The 20,248-nt window shown below is 41.8% G+C and carries 17 protein-coding genes and 1 riboswitch; of the genes, 2 read left to right on the top strand and 15 right to left on the bottom strand.

Annotated features, from left to right (window positions below):
- Positions 1 to 58: 58 nt before the first annotated feature.
- The 3 genes from ACTNBF_RS09545 to pdxA all read right to left on the bottom strand — a co-directional run bounded on the left by ACTNBF_RS09545 (position 59) and on the right by pdxA (position 3,541).
- On the bottom strand, positions 59 to 1,084 hold the full coding sequence (locus ACTNBF_RS09545) for a 2-keto-3-deoxygluconate permease (RefSeq protein WP_441089149.1): 1,026 nt from the start codon (positions 1,082 to 1,084) through the stop codon (positions 59 to 61).
- A gap of 63 nt (positions 1,085 to 1,147) precedes the next feature.
- Positions 1,148 to 2,494: a four-carbon acid sugar kinase family protein gene (locus ACTNBF_RS09540; RefSeq protein ID WP_441089148.1), complete on the bottom strand. Its 1,347-nt coding sequence runs from the start codon at positions 2,492 to 2,494 to the stop codon at positions 1,148 to 1,150.
- 27 nt (positions 2,495 to 2,521) lie between these two features.
- Entirely contained in the window at positions 2,522 to 3,541 is a 1,020-nt protein-coding gene (gene pdxA, locus ACTNBF_RS09535; RefSeq protein ID WP_427820016.1) for a 4-hydroxythreonine-4-phosphate dehydrogenase PdxA, read from the bottom strand.
- Between the two features lie 317 nt (positions 3,542 to 3,858).
- On the opposite strand from pdxA, the gene ACTNBF_RS09530 reads away from it, so the two are divergent.
- Entirely contained in the window at positions 3,859 to 4,641 is a 783-nt protein-coding gene (locus ACTNBF_RS09530; protein WP_427820017.1) for a triose-phosphate isomerase, read from the top strand.
- 30 nt (positions 4,642 to 4,671) lie between these two features.
- Here ACTNBF_RS09530 and ACTNBF_RS09525 read toward each other — a convergent pair whose 3' ends face one another.
- The 3 genes from ACTNBF_RS09525 to ACTNBF_RS09515 form a co-directional block, all read right to left on the bottom strand.
- Complete coding sequence (locus ACTNBF_RS09525; protein ID WP_441089147.1) at positions 4,672 to 5,793, bottom strand: diguanylate cyclase; 1,122 nt, start codon at positions 5,791 to 5,793, stop codon at positions 4,672 to 4,674.
- Between the two features lie 73 nt (positions 5,794 to 5,866).
- Positions 5,867 to 6,802, bottom strand: coding sequence for a carbohydrate kinase family protein (locus tag ACTNBF_RS09520; RefSeq protein ID WP_427806072.1), 936 nt, complete (start codon positions 6,800 to 6,802; stop codon positions 5,867 to 5,869).
- Positions 6,803 to 6,832: 30 nt separating this feature from the next.
- On the bottom strand, positions 6,833 to 7,456 hold the full coding sequence (locus ACTNBF_RS09515; RefSeq protein WP_427806073.1) for a 4'-phosphopantetheinyl transferase family protein: 624 nt from the start codon (positions 7,454 to 7,456) through the stop codon (positions 6,833 to 6,835).
- A gap of 170 nt (positions 7,457 to 7,626) precedes the next feature.
- Positions 7,627 to 7,711: riboswitch (NiCo riboswitch) on the top strand.
- A 158-nt stretch (positions 7,712 to 7,869) separates the two neighbouring features.
- On the opposite strand from ACTNBF_RS09515, the gene ACTNBF_RS09510 reads away from it, so the two are divergent.
- Positions 7,870 to 8,787 carry a cation diffusion facilitator family transporter gene (locus ACTNBF_RS09510; RefSeq protein ID WP_441089146.1) on the top strand — a complete coding sequence of 306 codons (918 nt, stop codon included), beginning with the start codon at positions 7,870 to 7,872 and terminating at the stop codon, positions 8,785 to 8,787.
- A 428-nt stretch (positions 8,788 to 9,215) separates the two neighbouring features.
- On the opposite strand, the gene tuf is transcribed toward ACTNBF_RS09510, so the two are convergent.
- The 9 genes from tuf to ACTNBF_RS09465 all read right to left on the bottom strand — a co-directional run bounded on the left by tuf (position 9,216) and on the right by ACTNBF_RS09465 (position 20,248).
- Positions 9,216 to 10,409: an elongation factor Tu gene (tuf, locus tag ACTNBF_RS09505; protein WP_427806075.1), complete on the bottom strand. Its 1,194-nt coding sequence runs from the start codon at positions 10,407 to 10,409 to the stop codon at positions 9,216 to 9,218.
- Between the two features lie 119 nt (positions 10,410 to 10,528).
- Positions 10,529 to 12,646, bottom strand: coding sequence for an elongation factor G (gene fusA, locus ACTNBF_RS09500; protein WP_427806076.1), 2,118 nt, complete (start codon positions 12,644 to 12,646; stop codon positions 10,529 to 10,531).
- A 117-nt stretch (positions 12,647 to 12,763) separates the two neighbouring features.
- Complete coding sequence (rpsG, locus tag ACTNBF_RS09495; protein WP_427806077.1) at positions 12,764 to 13,234, bottom strand: 30S ribosomal protein S7; 471 nt, start codon at positions 13,232 to 13,234, stop codon at positions 12,764 to 12,766.
- 201 nt (positions 13,235 to 13,435) lie between these two features.
- Positions 13,436 to 13,858 carry a 30S ribosomal protein S12 gene (rpsL, locus tag ACTNBF_RS09490; protein ID WP_427806078.1) on the bottom strand — a complete coding sequence of 141 codons (423 nt, stop codon included), beginning with the start codon at positions 13,856 to 13,858 and terminating at the stop codon, positions 13,436 to 13,438.
- A gap of 195 nt (positions 13,859 to 14,053) precedes the next feature.
- Positions 14,054 to 15,811 carry an LCP family protein gene (locus tag ACTNBF_RS09485; protein ID WP_427820021.1) on the bottom strand — a complete coding sequence of 586 codons (1,758 nt, stop codon included), beginning with the start codon at positions 15,809 to 15,811 and terminating at the stop codon, positions 14,054 to 14,056.
- 229 nt (positions 15,812 to 16,040) lie between these two features.
- Positions 16,041 to 17,126 (bottom strand): M24 family metallopeptidase, encoded by a 1,086-nt coding sequence (locus tag ACTNBF_RS09480; protein WP_441025106.1) that lies wholly within the window; start codon positions 17,124 to 17,126, stop codon positions 16,041 to 16,043.
- Positions 17,127 to 17,307: 181 nt separating this feature from the next.
- Positions 17,308 to 18,282, bottom strand: a complete 975-nt coding sequence (locus tag ACTNBF_RS09475) for an ABC transporter ATP-binding protein (RefSeq protein ID WP_427806081.1) — start codon at positions 18,280 to 18,282, stop codon at positions 17,308 to 17,310.
- Positions 18,282 to 19,307, bottom strand: a complete 1,026-nt coding sequence (locus ACTNBF_RS09470) for an ABC transporter ATP-binding protein (RefSeq protein WP_427806082.1) — start codon at positions 19,305 to 19,307, stop codon at positions 18,282 to 18,284. Before ACTNBF_RS09470 ends, ACTNBF_RS09475 begins: the two co-directional genes overlap by 1 nt.
- A gap of 17 nt (positions 19,308 to 19,324) precedes the next feature.
- On the bottom strand, positions 19,325 to 20,248 hold the full coding sequence (locus ACTNBF_RS09465) for an ABC transporter permease (RefSeq protein WP_427806083.1): 924 nt from the start codon (positions 20,246 to 20,248) through the stop codon (positions 19,325 to 19,327).

The raw sequence follows: 20,248 nt of genomic DNA, 5'->3' as shown, positions 1-20,248 counted from the left end.
TTTTTACCACCATTATAACAAATATTTTCGTTTTCTATTCTGTAAATTTCATTTCAAACTATTCAGCTTTCACTACCTTCTCGTGTGCCCAGCCTTCCGGTGAGTAGATACCAAGCTGTTTCTTCTGCATCATTTTATCAAAGAATGCGGTAATAAACGGTGCAAGGAACAGTGTAATGATAGACGCGGTTGCGCACTGTGCTGTAGCCATATCTACATATCCTGCCATGGATGGGTCAGCTTCTGCAACGGCTGCCGGAGTCATCGCAGAGTTCAGAGCGGTTGTACCAACTGCTGCGCCCATAGCATTTCTTTCCTTCTTCGGAAGAAGAAGATTGAATACGAAGAAGAAAATAACAGCTGTTGCAGCAGAGATAAGACCAAGCACGATACCGGAAGCTCCTGCTGTGAGGATCGTCTTAACATCGGTCTTTGCTCCAATAGAAATTGTCATAAAGAATGTAACGATCGGCTGTGCGGTTGCACATGCTTTTCTGAATCCTGCATCAAGGTTACCCCAGATAAATCCAATCAGAATCGGGATCAATGTTGCGATCAGAGACTTGAACGGAATAGATGCAAGTCCTGTTGCTCCCAGAGCTACCAGTGTGAAGAACGGTTCATCGTTCAGAGACAGGATTGAGATAGCACCTGTATCTGTCGCATTACCAAACTGTGAAGACAGTGAGATATAAAGGGAACCATTTGAGTTTGTGATCGCTGCGATCATAACGAATGGAGTAATACCAAGGAATCCTGTAGGTCCGCAGATTTTACCTACTGCCAGACCGAGAAGTACACCAAGCACAAATTTGATACCTGTCAGTACAACACCTTTGTAAAGCGGCATACCTACCTGTTTAATGTTAATTGTTGAACCACATACAATAAGGAAGAATCCCATCATACATGCATTACCTTCATAGAACAACGCTGTTACATATCCACCGATCTGGAATACCTGTGGTACAAATGTTGCAAGCAGTACAGCGATTACCAGTGGAATGATAACCAGCCCGCCCGGAAGGTTTTTCATTTTGTTTAACAAATCAAGATCTTTAGGTTTGTTTGTGTTTTCGCTCATTTTCTCTCTTCTCCTCTACATTTTTATTTTCTATTTGCCATAACCGTGATTTTTTCAATCTATCTATTTTCTTGCCGTTTCGCGGAAAAGTCGTGTTACAATATCGCATGCAGTATTATCGTTTCCGGTAAGTCCGCCCTTTCCAACTACCGGCAGACCGCTATACGCACTTCCGATCAGTCTTCCGATATCTGTCTGCGGAATTACATAATCCAGCACCTCCAGACATTCTACACCAAGCTGATAACATACATTTACCATGGTATCTCCACCTGTTGTGTAAAGTCCCGCAATCTTTTCCTTTCCAGTATTTTCCAATACGCGGGAAATGATTCTTCCAAGGCCTGCATTGATACGATTTGCACTCATGCCTCCTGCATAATGACGTTTGGAATCCTCTTCGTCCAGATTCAGGAGTTCTCCATGAAGAGCTGTCTCAAACAGGATGGCGCGCGGTCTTGTTTCTGCACTCAGAAATTCCGTCGCCTTTGCAACCGCTTTCTCTACTTCCGCTACGGCTTCCTCTCCGCCTTCAATCAGCGGAATCGGTTCTACGCTGATCCGGACATGTCTTTCGTCCTGACAAAGAATTTCCATCTGTTTCTTCGTTACCGGTGTCGCGCTTCCTGCGGCAATCAGTACTGTCTTGCCTGCTTCATCTGCCTCCGGCGGAATATTGGCTTCTTCCATGCCAATCAGGCTTCTGTGATATGCCAGTTTGGAAGTAAACGGCCCCGGATCCACGCTCACAACATCCCAGCAAAGAGAAATGCATGCCTGAGCAATATTCTCTACATCTTCCAGGGTGATTGCGTCTACTACGATCACTTCGCATCCTTTTTCGCGCTCTTCTTTTAAAGCTTCTTTAATCACTTCGTCACCTGCAAGCACTTTATCCAATGTGACAAGTCCGACTTTACGTCTTGTCTGACCGCCAAGCAGTCTTGGTATGTAGTTTTCTTTTACCGGTGTACGAACATCCTGTGCTACCGGAGTATTGATGAGCGCTACTCCGTCGATGACGGAATAACCGCCAACCAGGATTCTTCTTGATTGCGGCATGGCCGGCACAACGATTGCAACGGTATCCTGATCCAGCTGATCCAGCATTGCATCAATTTCAACTCCGATTCCACCGCGGCATGTTGTGTCAATACGCTTCTGGAAATATTTCACGCCCATGCTTTTCAGAGCGATTGTTGCTTCTTTTACTTTGTCATATGCCTCATTCGCCGGAAGTGGCCGACTGTTGCTGCTGATAATAATTGCGTCCAGCTCATCAACGCCTTCCGCTTTTGTGGCAGCTTCTACATTGAAAAATACTGCCGTTCTTGCTTTACTTCTTGCCAGCAATACCCCTGTTGTGGTTGCGCCGGTAAGGTCATCTGCTACTGAACCAATAATTGGCATGGCTGAAATCCTCCCTTTTCGTTCTATTTATGCTTCCTTCTCATGCTGCTTTGCCGCATACTCAGCAACAACTTTGGTTGACTCGATCAGGCTGATGCTGTTGGCAATTCCTTTTCCTGCGATGTCAAATGCTGTTCCGTGGTCTACAGAGCTTCTGATAAACGGAAGTCCGAATGTTAAGGTAACTGATTTTTCGAAATCAAGTGTCTTACATGCAATGTGTCCCTGATCATGATAGAGTGAAAGGATCGCATCATATTTTCCAGATTTGCCGATGTGGAAAACAGAGTCCGCCGGGCATGGACCTACTGCATTGATTCCCATCTCCTGAGCTGCTTTTACGGCCGGTCCGAGATCTGTGATTTCTTCCGTTCCGAAAAGTCCGTTATCACCATTGTGCGGATTCAGTCCTGCAACTGCGATCAGCGGATTCTCAATTCCTACTTTACGGAGCTCTTTATCAATATTGATAACATTCTCGAGAACCACTTCTTTTGTTGCATAGTGACATGCATCTACAAGTGACATATGACGGCTTACAAAGAATACTCTCAGTTTATGGCATGAGAACATGGTAAGTGCATATGGAGAATTTGTCTGATGCTGATAAATCTCTGTGTGTCCCGGTTCTTTAATGCCAACAAGTTTGATTGCTCCCTTATGAATCGGAGATGTAGAAACAGCATCTACTTTCTTTGCCATACCGAGTTCGATTGACTTCATAATCCAGTCGATTGCCATCTGTCCTGCCAGAGCCTGAACCTCGCCCCATTTGATGGAATCTGTATCATAATCTCCGGTCTCGAGTACGTCTACCGTTCCGTACTCGTATTTTGCTTCAGACGGATCTTCGATCTTGTTGTACTTTAATTCCTTTCCAAGTACTTTTGCCGCGCGATCCAGAATGGCAATGCTTCCGATTACGAATGGCTTGCAGCATTCATGAATTCCTTCGTCAAGCATAGTTCCTACTACAATTTCCGGTCCGATTCCTGCCGGATCTCCCATGGTAATAGCTGTTACTGGTTTGAATTTCGCTTCGCTCATTTTTCGTTCTCCTTTTCGTTTATTTTCGTTTAAACTTCCGTTTGCCTTTCGTTTGTAATTTCATTTTATATTATTATTTTTATTTACGCAAGTATTTTTTGTTATTTCGTTACGTTATCCATTTTTTCGCCCTTGGTTTTATGCATTATTCCCAAAAATTCACCCCTGTTTTTTCGTTTATTTTCGTTTTTTTGTTTTTTATTTGTCATTTGTTTTTTCTATTGTTTTTTCATCGCTTTCGTAGTATAATTTTCATGTCAGTATTGGATACAATCTTACAGATAAACACATCTATATTCAATTTAAAGGAGGATATCATGCAAAAGAAACTTTATTTTGGAAGCAACCTGAAAATGTATAAGAATATTCAGGACACTGTAGCATATTTACAGAGGCTGGTAGAAAACACAAAAGACATCAGCCGTGACGAGATTGAATTATTTATCATCCCGTCCTACACAACACTGGAAAGCGCAACCAGCAAAGTCGATCGTAAATATGTAAAACTCGGTGCACAGAATATGAGCTGGGAAGACCAGGGACAATTTACCGGTGAGATCTCTCCTCTTATGTTGAAAGAGCTTGGCCTGGATCTGGTAATGATTGGCCATTCTGAAAGACGCCATGTTTTCGGAGAAACAGACGTAGAAGAGAACAAAAAAGTAAAAGCCGCCCTGAATCATGGTTTCACCACACTGTTATGCATCGGTGAAACTGCAGAAGAAAAAAAATTCGGCATCAGCGCAGAAGTGCTCCGCACACAACTTAAAATCGGATTCCATGATGTTCCGGCCAAACAAGCAAATAATATTTGGGTTGCTTATGAACCAGTATGGTCCATCGGCGTAAACGGGACGCCGGCGAGCGCAGATTATGCGGAAGAAATGCACAAAGTCATCAAGAACTGTCTGCGGGAGATTTTCGGCGAAGCAGCTGATGAGATTCCGGTTCTTTACGGCGGGAGCGTAAATCCGGGAAATGCAAACGAACTGATTGTACAGCCTTCCATTGACGGACTTTTCACAGGACGTGCAGCCTGGGATGCTGATAAGTTCAACATGCTTATCCGGAATGCAAAGGCCACTTATGAGGCGCAATAAAGGAAAAAATATCGGGTGCAGCCCCAAAAGCTACACCCGTATATATTTTGCTTTATTCTTGATTGCGGCTACAATCATCGCAATATAATTATCGCCTTCAAGATGTCCATATTTATCATTCACATATTTCAGTCCATCAATATCGATATAGCACAACGTAAGCTGTTCCCTCTTCAAAAGAGCCCGCTCCATATACTCTTCAAAATACCGCCTATTATAAAGTCCTGTCCCTGGATCACGATAAGCCTTATCTTCCAAGATCATACCTTTTCTGCGACTTTCGGTAATATCAGTAATAATATGTACGTATACCTCTTTTTCCTTCCATTCAATAGCATAGGTTGTTATTTGATAGATTCGTCCTTCACTGTCTTCTTTTTCCCAAACAGTATATTTATCCGAATCATTTCTTGATATTTTTTTCTCTGTATCTTTCCACTTCAATATTTCATCATGAATTGTCAGTCGTTGTTCACAACCACAGCAGGTACTACATTTTCCTTCCGCGAACTCACCGTCTCCGTTCTTAGACTTATTACAATATACGATCTCTCCCGAATGTGCATCAACCACCATAATACATTCCTGATGAGAATGTGTCAGTTCAATCAGAAGTCGATTATAATTTTCAGCCATTTCCGCTTTTTTCATAAGCAGATTTTCTCTTTCCCGAAGCTGTTCTATCATTGTATTAAAGGCTTCCGAAAATTCCCCAAGATAAGAAACATGCTGGGAATAATCTCCCGCAGCCACTTGTTTCGCCTGCCATGTAAGATGATTCATATTTGCATCTTCCGAAACAGTCAGCATAATTGTTCCATCATCACTGTTTACACCTTCTACACGAAGTACACCTATTTTCATAGTCTCCATCTGTGTCTGCAGATCTCCAAGGAAACGTTCCAAAGGCAAATCGCAATTCAGATAATTCTTCGCAAAAAATGTACCGGCCTGATAACCCGCTTTCCGGAAAATCTTGATCTGCGTTTCCTTTCCATACTCCTCAATAAGCGTGCTTCTAAGAGAATACTCCAGCATACGGTAAACAGCTACAGGAAGGTTATCCCCCAGATTCTCCCTTCCATCCTTCTTATATGCCATATACTCTTCAAATGTAATTTCTTTTTGATTCTCCATAAAAATATTCTTCATCTTTTCAATGCTCCTCTTAATATATTCTACTATACATAAGAGGTTATTGAAAACATTATGTTGCTTAATGTATCTAAATACACCAATTAACTGCACCGGTCACCTGAACCGCATTGGCTCCGCACTGATTGGCGAATTCAGCACATTTCTCAATTTCCCATTGTTCCGACAATCCATAGAGAAATCCCGCCGTAAAGCTGTCACCGGCTCCAGTCGTGTCGATGCATTTCACGTCCCGCACTGCTTCAATATGTTTTTTCCTCTCTCTGGTTCTGATGTAGCATCCTCTCGATCCACATTTGATAATAACGCAGCCGACTCCCGCTTCTATAAAACGTTCAGCAGACAGTTCCGCAGAGTTCTCTCCCGTAAGGAGACACGCTTCTTCTTCATTGGGAATCAGATAGTCCACATAACCAAGCGCATCCGCTACATCCTCCAGACTTTCTCCAAATTTTCTTTTCGTCATATCTGCACACACCAGAATCCCCTGCTCTTTTGCCGTCCTGAAAATATACTCTAATTCACGATTCCCGATCTCAGGAAATACAAAAATACTGGCAAAACATAGAATTCCGATATCATCGGGAAATGGAATATCCAGATCTTCCACTGTAAGCTTCCGAAGGCTCCCATTCTTATTCGTGAGGAAATTCCGTTCTCCATTTTCCTGCACAAGCACGACATTTACTCCTGTTTTTACATTTTCATACTTATTCTTCGTCTGTAAAGCAATTCCCATATCTGTACAATGCCTTCTGATCATTCCGGCCTCTGCATCTTCCCCGATCAGGGTCTGCAAACTCACTTTCTTACCGAGAGACGCTAGAACAGTCGCTTCATTTAGTGCATCTCCTCCAAAGGATATGCTGATATCTTCTGCAGCACTCGATCCCGTTTCAAATACATGTCTGTCTGCAGGTCTGACCATCACATCAAGAATCGATGCTCCGATAATCATGATTTTATCTCTTTCTTTTTCCACCTTTTTTTCATCATTTTCTTCCATTGTTTTACCCTTTCCTTCAATTCAATCTTTTCAAAGGAGAGCAACCCGCATGATTTGCTCCGCGAATTCTTCTTCCATTGCACATACGGTAATCTGATATCCGGAATATTTATATTCTTTCATCAGACAAGGCTGCATATTTCCTTCTCTGGAAATCTTCAAGATATCCGGAAATACCCGGAAACTGTTCAATGCTGTCCGAAGTCCTTCGCCAGTCATTTTCAAATAACTTTCTTTCATCGTCCAGATTCGAAAGAATTCCCGATTTTTGTCTTCATTCGCAAAACTCTCGATCCAGTCGATTTCATCTTCGCAGAAAAACCGCTCTGCAACCCGCTTCGGTGCACTTCCGATCTTCTCGATATCACATCCTACATTATCCTTTGAGGCAGCGCATATCACAACATTTCCAGAATGCGACAGATTAAAGCAGATTCCTTCTGCCTCCGGTTTCCCGTCATCATTTGTATGCACCGTTTTCAAATCCACTCCATGTATTTCGAGCACCTTTCTTAAAAGGAGCCCGGCAGCCAGGCATTCTCTCCTCGCCTTTTCATTTCTGAGTTTTAGGTACTTTCTTCTGCGTTCCTCCGTCAAAAGTTTCAGCGCACCTTCTATATCATTTATCTTCTCCAGATCCTCTATGTCTGCCAAATACAAATGTATCATCGTTCTTACTATACTCCCGTGATTATTAAATGCTTAATACAATTGATTGTATTATAAAAAATTTAGCAGTTCAAGTATATACACGTTTTTTGCTTGACAATTCTCCTATATTTTGCTATATTATCTTCAATACTCTTTGCACTGCATATTAATCTACAGTACAAACTGAGCAGGCCGTGGCATATGCCAAGGGAGCCGGGTCACATAAGTGGCAGTGGATAACGCATCCGCGGGACAGTAGTTGCTTTTACTGGGTTCGTGGGTGTTTTTTTATTACATGGTCATATTTTTTCTATGACATCTCATTTTCTCCCCACTTCATATACGAAGAAACACCCTTTCGACAATCAAGCAAGTGACATAGAGCTATCATACTTTATTAACAGGAGGTAACTTTTATGGGAACAAACAACACAAATCTTTCCGAGCCGTCTTCTTCTGATTATTTCGAAGCAGTCGCGACAAAGGTAACTATGGTAAGTATTATCGGCAATTTTATCCTCTCGGCTTTTAAGCTTCTGGCAGGTATCCTCGCACATTCCGGCGCGATGGTCAGCGATGCAATTCACTCGGCTTCCGATGTGTTCAGCAGCATTATCGTAATTATAGGAGTGAAATTATCCGCCAGAGATTCCGACAAAGAACATCCTTATGGTCATGAGCGCTTCGAATGCGTCGCTGCCATTATACTGTCCGTGGTGCTTCTATTCACCGGACTCGCAATAGGAGCAGAGGCTCTTCAGAATATTATGGGTGGAAATTATGAATCTCTCGCCATCCCCGGACAGCTTGCACTTATAGCTGCTTTGATCTCCATCGTCACGAAGGAAGCCATGTACTGGTATACTCGAATCAATGCCAAACGAATCGATTCCAGTGCACTAATGGCCGACGCCTGGCATCACAGAAGCGACGCACTCTCTTCCATAGGTGCTTTGATCGGTATTGCAGGGGCCCGCATGGGATTTCCTATTCTTGATCCGATTGCGAGCCTGATCATCTGTTTCTTTATTGCGAAAGCAGCTTTGGATATTTTCAAGGATGCAATAGATAAAATGGTAGATCATTCTTGTGATATTGATACAGAAAATGCCATTAGACGCCTCGCAGAATCTCAAACCGGTGTAATGGGTATTGATTTCCTTCAGACCCGCGTATTTGGCAATAAGATCTATGTTGATATTGAAATCAGTGCTGACGGAAACCTCTCACTGAATGAGGCACATGAGATTGCTGAGAAAACACATGATGCTATTGAAAATGAATTTCCGAAGGTAAAGCATATTATGGTGCATGTGAATCCTTATCAGGGATAAAAGAGATATATTTTTTGTATGTATAATACGTTAAAGGGGAAGATATATATCTTCTCTTTTTTAACGGCCCGCTTTTGATGTATTGGAAAACTTATCTCCGGCATGCTTTTGGTATATTAGAAAACTTATTTCTGGCATGCTTTCTACACAGAATAATATCTTATATCAAATCAAATATTCTTTAATTAATGTATCAATTAAGCCAATATTAATTGGCAATGCCTTTGTTTCAACTGTCCCTTCTGCAAATGCTTTTTTCTCATACGTCACTTGTTCCCATCTTTTTACATATTCTTCTGAAGATATATAGTAAGGGTTGATAAGAGATTTTTCAATTTTGATACATAAGATATGTTTTTGATACCAAAATCCCGGGAAACTTTAGTTTCCCGGGATTTATATTTTGCAATAATGTTAATTCAAAGAAATTATTCGATGATTTCTTTAACTACACCAGAACCTACTGTACGTCCGCCTTCACGGATAGCGAAACGAAGTCCCTGCTCCATAGCTACTGGATGGATCAGTTCACATGTCATTTCTACGTGGTCACCAGGCATACACATTTCTGTTCCTTCTGGAAGTTCGCAGACACCAGTTACGTCTGTTGTTCTGAAGTAGAACTGTGGACGATAGTTGTTGAAGAATGGAGTATGACGTCCACCTTCATCTTTTGTTAATACGTAAACCTGAGAAGTAAATTTGTGGTGGCATTTTACTGAACCTGGTTTACACAGACACTGTCCTCTTTCGATTTCGTTTCTCTGAACACCACGAAGAAGTGCACCGATGTTGTCACCAGCCTGAGCTTCATCAAGAAGTTTACGGAACATTTCAACACCTGTTACAACTACTTTACGGTTTTCTTCTTTGATACCAACGATTTCTACTTCATCAGAAACATGAAGAACACCACGTTCTACTCTACCAGTAGCAACTGTTCCACGTCCTGTGATAGAGAATACGTCTTCTACAGGCATAAGGAATGGTTTGTCTGTTGCACGTTCTGGATCCGGAATGTATGAATCTACTGCATCCATAAGTTCCATGATCTTGTCTCCCCATTCTCCTGACGGATCTTCAAGAGCTTTCAGAGCTGATCCCTGGATAATCGGAGTGTCATCTCCCGGGAATTCGTATTCATCAAGAAGTTCACGAATTTCCATTTCTACTAATTCAAGAAGTTCTTCATCATCTACCATATCACATTTGTTCATGAATACAACGATGTAAGGAACGCCTACCTGACGAGAAAGCAGGATGTGCTCTCTTGTCTGAGCCATAACACCATCAGTAGCAGCTACAACGAGGATAGCACCATCCATCTGAGCAGCACCAGTGATCATGTTCTTAACGTAGTCAGCATGTCCCGGGCAGTCTACGTGAGCGTAGTGACGTTTTTCTGTCTCATACTCAACGTGAGCTGTAGAGATTGTGATACCACGTTCTCTTTCTTCCGGAGCTTTGTCAATGTTTTCGAAATCTACTGCAGCGTTACCAGGTACTCTCTGAGAAAGAGTTTTTGTGATAGCAGCTGTTAAAGTTGTTTTACCATGGTCAACGTGTCCGATGGTACCGATATTACAATGCGGTTTTGTTCTTTCAAATTTAGCCTTTGCCATTTTGAATATCCTCCTTAAATATAGCACCCACTTTGGGCATTTTTAGTTTCGATGTTTTAACTCGGCTAATTCTGATTATATTTCAAATAATACAGTTTTTCAAGCCTTTTTCGCATTTTTTATGCGTTTTTGTTAGATAATACCTTTTCCTGTACAGACTTCGGAACCGGTTCGTATTTTTCAAAGAACATTGAGTAGTTTCCACGTCCCTGTGTTCTCGAACGAAGGTCTGTAGAGTATCCGAACATTTCAGAAAGCGGTACATAACCTCTTACGATCTTTCCTCCGCCAAGGTCATCCATACCTTCGATACGTCCACGGCGAGAGTTGATATCACCGATTACATCGCCCATGTATTCTTCAGGCATGGTTACTTCTACCTTCATGATAGGCTCAAGAAGTACAGGCTCAGCTTTCTTCATCGCATCCTTAAATGCAAGGGAACCTGCAATGTGGAATGCCATTTCAGAAGAGTCAACTTCATGGTAAGATCCGTCATAAACGTTAGCATGAATACCAACAACCGGGAATCCACCAAGAATACCAGCCTTCATAGCTTCTTCGATACCTTCACCTACAGCCGGGATATATTCCTTCGGAATTGCACCACCGACAACGGTAGATTCAAACTTGTATGTCTCTTCTCCGTTAGCATCCATTGGTTCAAACTTAACTTTACAATGTCCGTACTGTCCACGACCACCGGACTGCTTAGCATATTTGCTGTCAACGTCAACTGCCTTGGTAAATGCTTCTTTGTATGCAACCTGAGGTGCACCAACATTAGCTTCTACCTTAAATTCACGAAGAAGTCTGTCTACGATAATTTCCAGATGAAGCTCACCCATACCTGCGATGATGGTCTGACCTGTTTCCTGATCTGTATGAGCACGGAAGGTCGGGTCTTCTTCTGCAAGTTTTGCAAGTGATTCACCAAGTTTACCCTGAGAAGCTTTGGTCTTCGGCTCAATAGCAAGCTCGATAACCGGTTCCGGGAATTCCATGGATTCAAGAATAACCGGATGCTGTTCATCACAGATTGTATCACCGGTAGTGGTGAACTTAAATCCGATTGCAGCAGCAATATCTCCTGAATAAACCTTATCTAATTCCTGTCTCTTATTTGCATGCATCTGAAGGATACGTCCAACACGTTCTTTCTTTCCTTTTGTTGCATTCAGCACATAAGATCCAGAATTCATTGTTCCTGAGTAAACACGGAAGTACGCCAGTTTACCTACGAACGGGTCAGTCATAATCTTGAACGCCAGAGCTGAGAACGGCTCTTCATCGGATGAATGTCTTTCAACTTCATTTCCGTCTTCATCCACACCCTTAATAGCCGGAATATCAGTCGGAGCCGGCATATATTCAATAATTGCATCCAGAAGTTTCTGAACACCTTTATTTCTGTAAGCAGAACCACAGCAAACAGGTACAGCTGTACACTCGCATGTAGCTTTTCTTAAAACTGCTTTCAGTTCATCATTTGACGGAATTTCATCTTCCAGATACATCATCATCAGATCATCATCTAATTCACAGATCTTTTCGACTAATTCCTGGTGATAAAGCTCTGCATCATCCTTCATATCTTCCGGGATCTCACAAACTGTAATGTCATCTCCCTTATCATCATTGTAGATATATGCTTCCATTTCCATAAGATCAATGATTCCTTTGAAATCATCTTCCTTACCGATTGGAAGCTGAAGAACGATTGCGTTCTTACCTAATCTTGTCTTAATCTGTTCTACTGCATTGTAGAAATCTGCACCCAAAATGTCCATCTTATTGATGAAAGCCATTCTCGGTACATTGTATGTGTCTGCCTGACGCCATACGTTTTCTGACTGAGGTTCAACACCACCCTTAGCACAGAATACACCTACGGCACCATCAAGTACACGAAGTGAACGTTCAACTTCTACGGTAAAGTCAACGTGTCCCGGAGTATCAATGATGTTGATACGATGTTCGAGAGCACCTTTTTTCGGCTTTGTATGGTCTTCCAAAGTCCAATGACATGTCGTAGCTGCTGAAGTAATTGTGATACCTCTTTCCTGCTCCTGTTCCATCCAGTCCATGGTAGCAGTTCCTTCATGAGTATCACCAATCTTATAGTTAACACCGGTATAATATAAGATACGCTCTGTAAGAGTTGTCTTACCAGCATCAATATGTGCCATAATACCGATATTTCTGGTTCTCTCTAATGGATATTCTCTTCCAGCCAAGATTTTGTCCTCCTAATATTTGTCGCGCAGATTCGTCTCTATGCGCAGCATAATGCAGGCACTGTGAGACGATCTTCTGCATCTTGTTTCCGGAACATTTTATAATATGTCCCAGTTTTAGAAACGGTAATGAGCAAATGCTTTGTTTGCTTCTGCCATCTTGTGCATATCTTCTTTTTTCTTTACAGATGCACCAGTGTTGTTTGCTGCATCAAGAATTTCATTTGCCAGTCTTTCTTCCATTGTCTTCTCTCCTCTTTTACGAGAATACAATGTAAGCCAACGAAGTGCAAGAGCCTGTCTTCTGTCTGCTCTTACTTCAATTGGTACCTGGTATGTTGCACCACCGATACGTCTTGCCTTTACTTCAAGTACTGGCATGATGTTGTTCATTGCTTCTTCGAACACTTCGATAGCCGGCTTATCAGCCTTTGCTGCAACTCTTTCAAATGCTCCGTATACAATCTTCTGTGCTACACCTTTCTTACCATCTAACATGATGTTGTTGATAAGTTTTGTAACAACTTTGTTATTGTATAACGGATCCGCTAATACGTCTCTTTTTTGAGTATGTCCTTTACGTGGCACGGTCCTTCCCTCCTTATACATATTGGCAAAGCCTTCTGGCCCTGCTTGAATAATTCATCGGTACTCACATGTGTCTCTCTATGTGTCATCAGCTCACGGGACATCCTGATGCCAGAGATGGGCATTTATCTGGATTAAACCCGCAACCAACTATAATCCTCATAGTTCTGTTTGTGATACGATAACTTTGTTGTTTCGTTATTATTTCTTAGCGTCTTTTGGTCTCTTAGCTCCGTATTTAGAACGAGCCTGACGTCTCTTTGCAACACCTGCTGTATCAAGTGTTCCACGAACGATATGGTATCTTGTACCTGGTAAGTCCTTAACACGACCACCACGAATCAGAACAACGCTATGTTCCTGAAGGTTGTGTCCTTCTCCTGGAATGTAGCTTGTTACTTCGATTCCGTTAGAAAGACGTACTCTGGCAATTTTTCTAAGAGCTGAGTTCGGCTTTTTCGGTGTAGCTGTCTTAACTGCTGTACAAACACCTCTCTTCTGCGGTGCAGATGTATCCGTAGCTTTCTTTCTCAGAGAGTTGTATCCTTTCTGGAGAGCCGGAGCGGTAGATTTCTTAACAGCTGTCTGACGACCTTTTCTTACTAACTGGTTAAATGTTGGCATCTCTTTCACCTCCTATGATGTAATAATTGGTTACGTTTTAAACATTGTCTGTTTAAATGCGCACAAAAATAACCGCACGTTTCTTTGCACGCTAGGTTATTGTATTATATACCGCAAGAAAAGTCAAGGCATTTACCGGAAATATTTTGACGAATATTTTCCAGTAAATGCCTTTTTCTTTGTATATTATATATTCTATTGTCCAACGACAGTTGATTCTTCAAGCACATCGCCCGCTTCAACACGGTTGACCAGATCAATAATATTTGAAACGGATGTTTCGTCCGGGATACATACATACAATAATGCATCTCCGGAAGAATAACAATATTGCTTATCACCAACACCTTCGGCTGAAACAGAATAAATATTCCACTCTGCGTTCGTTCGAAGCTGTGTCTTAATCAAAGACTGGATCTGATTCATACTGAAATTCGTATCAACGCCGTCACTCACACTTGCAATAATATCGGAAGCACCTCTTAACATGGACGGAGACATCATCTTTTTAATGATTGCAGTAATAACAGCCTGCTGATGTCTTCCGCGAGCATTATCCCCATCGGCAAGAGCATGACGTTCACGACAGAACGCCAGTGTTTCTCTGCCGTTCAGATGATTCATTCCCTCATTAATATGAACTACTTTTCCAGATTCTTCACCCGTATCAAACTCTTCATCTGATTCCACATCCAATCCGCCTAATGCATCAACGATATTGATCATAGATGTAAAGTTTACCCTTCCAAAGAATGGAATATCCATCTCATATAGTTCTTCCAAGGTATCCATAGATGCTTCAATACCATAAATTCCTGCATGCGTCAGCTTATCTTCCTGGCCATTTGAGATTCCCGGAATCGGGACATAATAATCTCTCGGTGTCGTAACCAAAAGAATCTGGTGGCTCTTTGGATTCACGACTGCAATAATATTTACATCGCTCCGGTCTCCGGAAGTGATATCATTATAAGTATCCATTCCGCTCAGATATACCGCAAACGGTTCTGTCACGCTGGCATCAGCTGCTGTATTTTCTATCTGCACAACAATGCTGTGCTTATAAATCACTCTGACCTCATTTTCAAAGTCAGGGATCTGATCTTTGATAATCCCCGTCTGACCGGAATTATAAACCAGCGCATCCACTTCTCCTGAGAGCAATGCCTGTGCCGCTTCAATCATGCCGGCATATTCTCGAACCGTGATCTCATTACCTATTTCTTTTTCAATCTGTTTGACCGTCGACTTTGTTTGATCTGCATTTGTGGCATACTGTACACCGTATGTATAATCAGACGTATCCACAAGTTTCTGCGCACTGTCATCCTGTCTTACTGCGACAACCATGGAACTTGTCATCGTGTTGCTTCCGGTTATCTTCTGAAATGCATTATTTATTTTACCTATATAGAAAGATCCCATCGCAAGAATGATACACAGCAAGATACAGAAGATTTTTCCTCCGATTCCCTTTCCTTTTGCCCCTATCTGAGACAATAGTGTTATTCCGAGTAAAATAAGCAGTACACCGGCCAGAACCATGATATAGGTAACCGTCAGCATATCAAAGAACAAAACATTTACCGTAAGGACTACTGATAAAACAAATTGAATGATTGCCAAGATGATACCGATCGTCTTACTGACCACATTCTTTCTTCTTCCACGTCTTTTCCTTTTTCTGCCTTTGCTGCCGTATTCGGAACTTCGGTTTTTAGATTTCTTTGTATAATCATCCCTGTTCTTTGCGGATGCTGATTTTTTCCTTCTCTTAGGCTCAGTCTGGTAATATCCATCATCATCGTAATATCTGGCCGTTGTTCTTCTGTCTTCTTCAAAAGAATACCGGTTTTTCCCCTTAGTCCGTCTGCTCACTTCGCGGCTGTTGCTAATGTTCCGTTCATTTCGATTTTGGCTGTTATTTCCTGCTCTATTTCTTTTCTGGCCCATGTCCTCTCTCTTTCATTCATCTTATGCCGGGCGCATAATTCCACGCTGCCTGCTTCCCAGTTGACCGCCCCTAGACTTTGTTACAATTCTATTACGTCCTTTAACGTAAAATTTACAATTACAATTGTATATCATAACGGTTTTTATATCTATTGTCAACCGCTTTCAGTCCATTCAGTCACTGTCAAATCTTAAAAATTCATGAAATACGAACCGGTGTTCTCATCCACTATTCCATAGGTACCACAATCAGATCTTTTGGAAACTTATTCAGAACTTCACATCCGTCCTCCGTAATCAGTACAAGGTCCTCTATTCGAACACCGATCCCCTCTTCCATAAGATAGATTCCCGGCTCAATCGAAAAGCACTGCCCCGGTTTGATTATTTCTTCATTGACTGCTGAGACATCCCCATATTCGTGATCTTCAAGTCCAATGGAATGGCCTGTACGATGTGTAAAATATGCCCCATATCCTTTTTCTTCTATATAATTACGGCAGGCAAAATCAACATCACACCAGCGATTTCCAGGTTTTGCAGCCTCAATTCCTCTCTGCTGTGCTTCTTTTACAATCTCGTAAACCTCACGCGCTTTGTCCGAAACCTCACCAAGGAAAACAGTTCTTGTCATATCAGAGCAATAATCATTCAAAATACCGCCGATATCAAGGACAACACTGTCTCCTCTTTTACCCTTTGATCCATCTGTTACATGATGCGGATCAGCTCCGGATTTACCATAAGCCGTTATTGGATCAAAAGAAACTCCCGAATGTCCTGATTTCTCATATAAGCCACGCACGATCCTGTTTAATTCCACTTCGGTATATCCTTTGGCCGTCAATGGAATAAGTTCTTCCATTACTCTATCATTTGCAAGTGATGCTTCCCTTAACAGTTGTTTTTCATCGTCATTCTTCACCTTTCTGATTGCATCTATAATGAGAGAGCCATTAACAAACTTACTTTCCGGTTCCAATTCCTGCAGTCTGAGAAGAAATTTTGCAGGCCATGTCTTGTCAACTCCGATTGTTTTGCCTTTTTCAACAAATCTACTTAAGATTTCTACTCCATCCTCAATATCATCGTACCATACAAGTTCAACACCAAGGTCTTTTTCCTGTGGAAACAACTTATTGACTACCAGTTTATGCCCGCCGTTAATATTTAAATATAATGCGAGTAATCTTTCCCCCGGAACGATCTTCTTCCCTGTCAAATAAAAAATTGCCATAGGATCAGAAATAATCATCTGCGGTACTTCTTGTTCTTTCATTAAATCAAGAATACGATTCAGTTTATTTGTATCCATTTTATTCCTCCTGTTTATACATCATTTGATATATATTTTTTCAATTGAATCAATTATATGCTCTTTCCGTATTTCTGTCAACAAAGTCAAAATCGACCAAAAAGTCCCTCCCGACCTTTTTGATATCTGAAAGGCAATAAAAAGAAGCCTTTCAGATTCGAAAGACTTCCTTCTATTTTCTTTACATATTCTCTGTAAGATGACATGCAACCTTATGTCCGGGTTTGATTTCATGTAACTGTGGCATTTCATTAAAACAGCGTTCTGTTGCATACTGGCATCTTTCAGCAAATCGGCAACAGTTCTTCGGATTGATCGGACTTGGAATCTCGCCTTTTATCGGAATACGCTCATTTGCTTTTGCTTTTTTCGGATCTGCTTCCGGAATTGCAGACAGAAGAGCCTTTGTATAAGGATGTGTCGGGTTCGAATAGAGCTCCTCCGTCTCGGCCGTCTCAACGATCGTCCCCAGATACATAACTACCACACGATCCGAAATATATTTTACAACACTCAAATCATGAGCAATAAACAAATAGGTCAGTCCCATTGTTTCCTGCAGATTTTTTAGCATGTTGATCACCTGTGCCTGAATAGATACATCAAGGGCCGAAATCGGTTCGTCACAGATAATGAATTCAGGATCTACAGAAAGTGCTCTCGCAATACCGATACGCTGTCTTTGTCCGCCAGAAAATTCATGCGGAAAACGAGACATATGATCTTTATTAAGACCGACTGTTTTCAACAGCTGTTCAACTTTTTCATCGACTTCCTTCGCAGACATTCCATGCTGCTTCAGCCCTTCTCCAACAATCTCTTTCACCGTCATTCTCGGATTCAATGAAGAATATGGATTCTGGAAAATCATCTGTACTTTTTTGCAGAACTCTTTCTGCTCAGTTTTATTTAATTTAGAAATATCTTTTCCATCATACAATACCTGACCGCTTGTAAGGTCATACAGACGAATCATACAGCGACCTGTCGTTGATTTTCCACACCCGGACTCTCCAACAAGACTGACCGTTTCCCCTTTATAAATATCAAAGCTGACATCATCTACTGCTTTCAGTGTTGCTTTTCTGTTAAGCTGGAAATACTTACATAAATTTTTCACCTGTACGAGAGGCTGCTTTAATTCTTTATTTTCCATTATTCCACCTCTCCTTTCTCAGCCGGAACTTTTCTCAAATCACTGTCCGGTGCAAATTCATGCTGCAGCCAGCAGCAGGTCTCGTGCTCACCGGACAAATCATATGTTTCCGGAGGCATCTCATTACAGATATCCATGCAATATTCGCAACGTGCGGCAAATGGACATCCTACCGGTGGGCTGAATAGATCTGGCGGAGTTCCTTCGATCGGTTTCAGTTTTTCACCTTTTGCTGTATCCAATCTAGCAATAGACTGCATAAGTCCCTTGGTATACGGATGCGCCGTGTCATAAAAGATTTCTTCAGCAGTACCTCGCTCTACAATTTTTCCTCCATACATAACAAGAACACGATCACAAAGTTTTGCAATAACGCCAAGGTCATGTGTTATCAAAATAATAGAGGTTCCCAATGTCTTCTGAAGATTCTTAAGCAGTTCAAGGATCTGTGCTTCAATCGTAACATCCAGTGATGTGGTCGGTTCGTCTGCAATTACAATACTCGGACTTCCTACCAGCGCAATTGCGATCATAACACGCTGCTTCATACCACCTGAAAGTTCATGTGGATACTGTCTATATCTCTTCTCCCCATCAGAAATACCAACTAGTTTCAGAATCTCAAGCGCTTTTTGTTTTTTTTCTGCAGCACTCATGCCTTTCTTATTGACAAATACTTCTTCAATCTGTTTACCGATTCTCATCGTCGGATTCAAAGAAGTCATTGGGTCCTGGAAAATAAATCCAATCTCTGTACCGCGAATCTGGCGCAGTTCCTTTTTATTCATTTTCAGAATATCTTTCCCTTTATAAAGGATCTCTCCACCCTCAAAGAATCCCGGTGGTTCCGGATTCAGTCTCATAATACATGACGAAGTAACGCTCTTCCCACATCCTGATTCTCCAACGATTCCAAGGATTTCTCCCGGACGCACTTCAAAGCTTACATCCCGTACTGCTTTTACTACTCCTCCGTATGTACGAAAGGAGAATGTCAGATTTTTTACTTCTAATAAATTTTCCATCTCTTCCTACTCCTTTCTTACTCAGTTCCTCTAAGTTTCGGGTCGAACGCATCGCGAAGGCCATCACCTAACAGGTTAAGTGCAAGCATTGTTGTACAGATCAAAAATGCCGGAACAACTACCTGATACGGATGAATTCTCAGTTGCGCAATACCATCTTTCGCCAGAACACCCCAGCTACAGTTCGGCGGCTTAATACCAAGACCGATATAGCTCAGGAATGCCTCCTGGAAAATTGCTCCCGGAATTGCCATGGTAAGGTTCGTAATGATAAGTCCCATGATATTCGGCAGAATATGTTTTACAATTATAACAATGTCAGGCACACCAAGAATTCTTGCAGCAGCCACGAAATCCGATTCACGAAGTTTCAGCACTTCTCCTCGAACGAAACGGCAGCTCCCGATCCATCCTACGCAGCACATCGCAAGGATCAGACAGTGGACACCATTACCAATAACAACCATCAGCAGAATCGTAACGATCATGCTCGGAATACCATAAAGTACATCTACGATTCGCTGGATGATCATATCCACTTTTCCTCCATAGAAGCCGGAGATACCTCCAAGGAGTGAACCTGTACAAGCATTAATAATACTTGCTGCAAACCCAATTGTAAGGGATACCCTTGCACCTTTCCAGGCACGAACCCAGAGGTCTCGTCCAAGAGAGTCTGTACCAAACCAGTGATTTGCAGAAAAGCTCTGATTCATCTCGGCAACACTTTGTGTTGAAAAATCATATCTGCTCAGCATCGGAGCAAAGATTGCCATAAGTACATAAAATCCGATCAAACACAAGGAAAAGAATGCAACCTTATTTTTGCGAATTCGTCTCCACGCATCCTGCCAGTAACCGATATTCGGACGTGAAATGGACTCCATGCTCTGAATATTTTTACCTACTACTTTAAATTTATCTCTTGTTATCTCTGCCAT

It is taken from the genome of Bariatricus sp. HCP28S3_A4, from assembly GCF_052066395.1.
Lineage (GTDB): Bacteria > Bacillota > Clostridia > Lachnospirales > Lachnospiraceae > Allocoprococcus.
The sequence above is the reverse complement of the archived record's forward strand: the minus strand, read 5'-3'. Positions and strand labels throughout refer to the sequence as shown.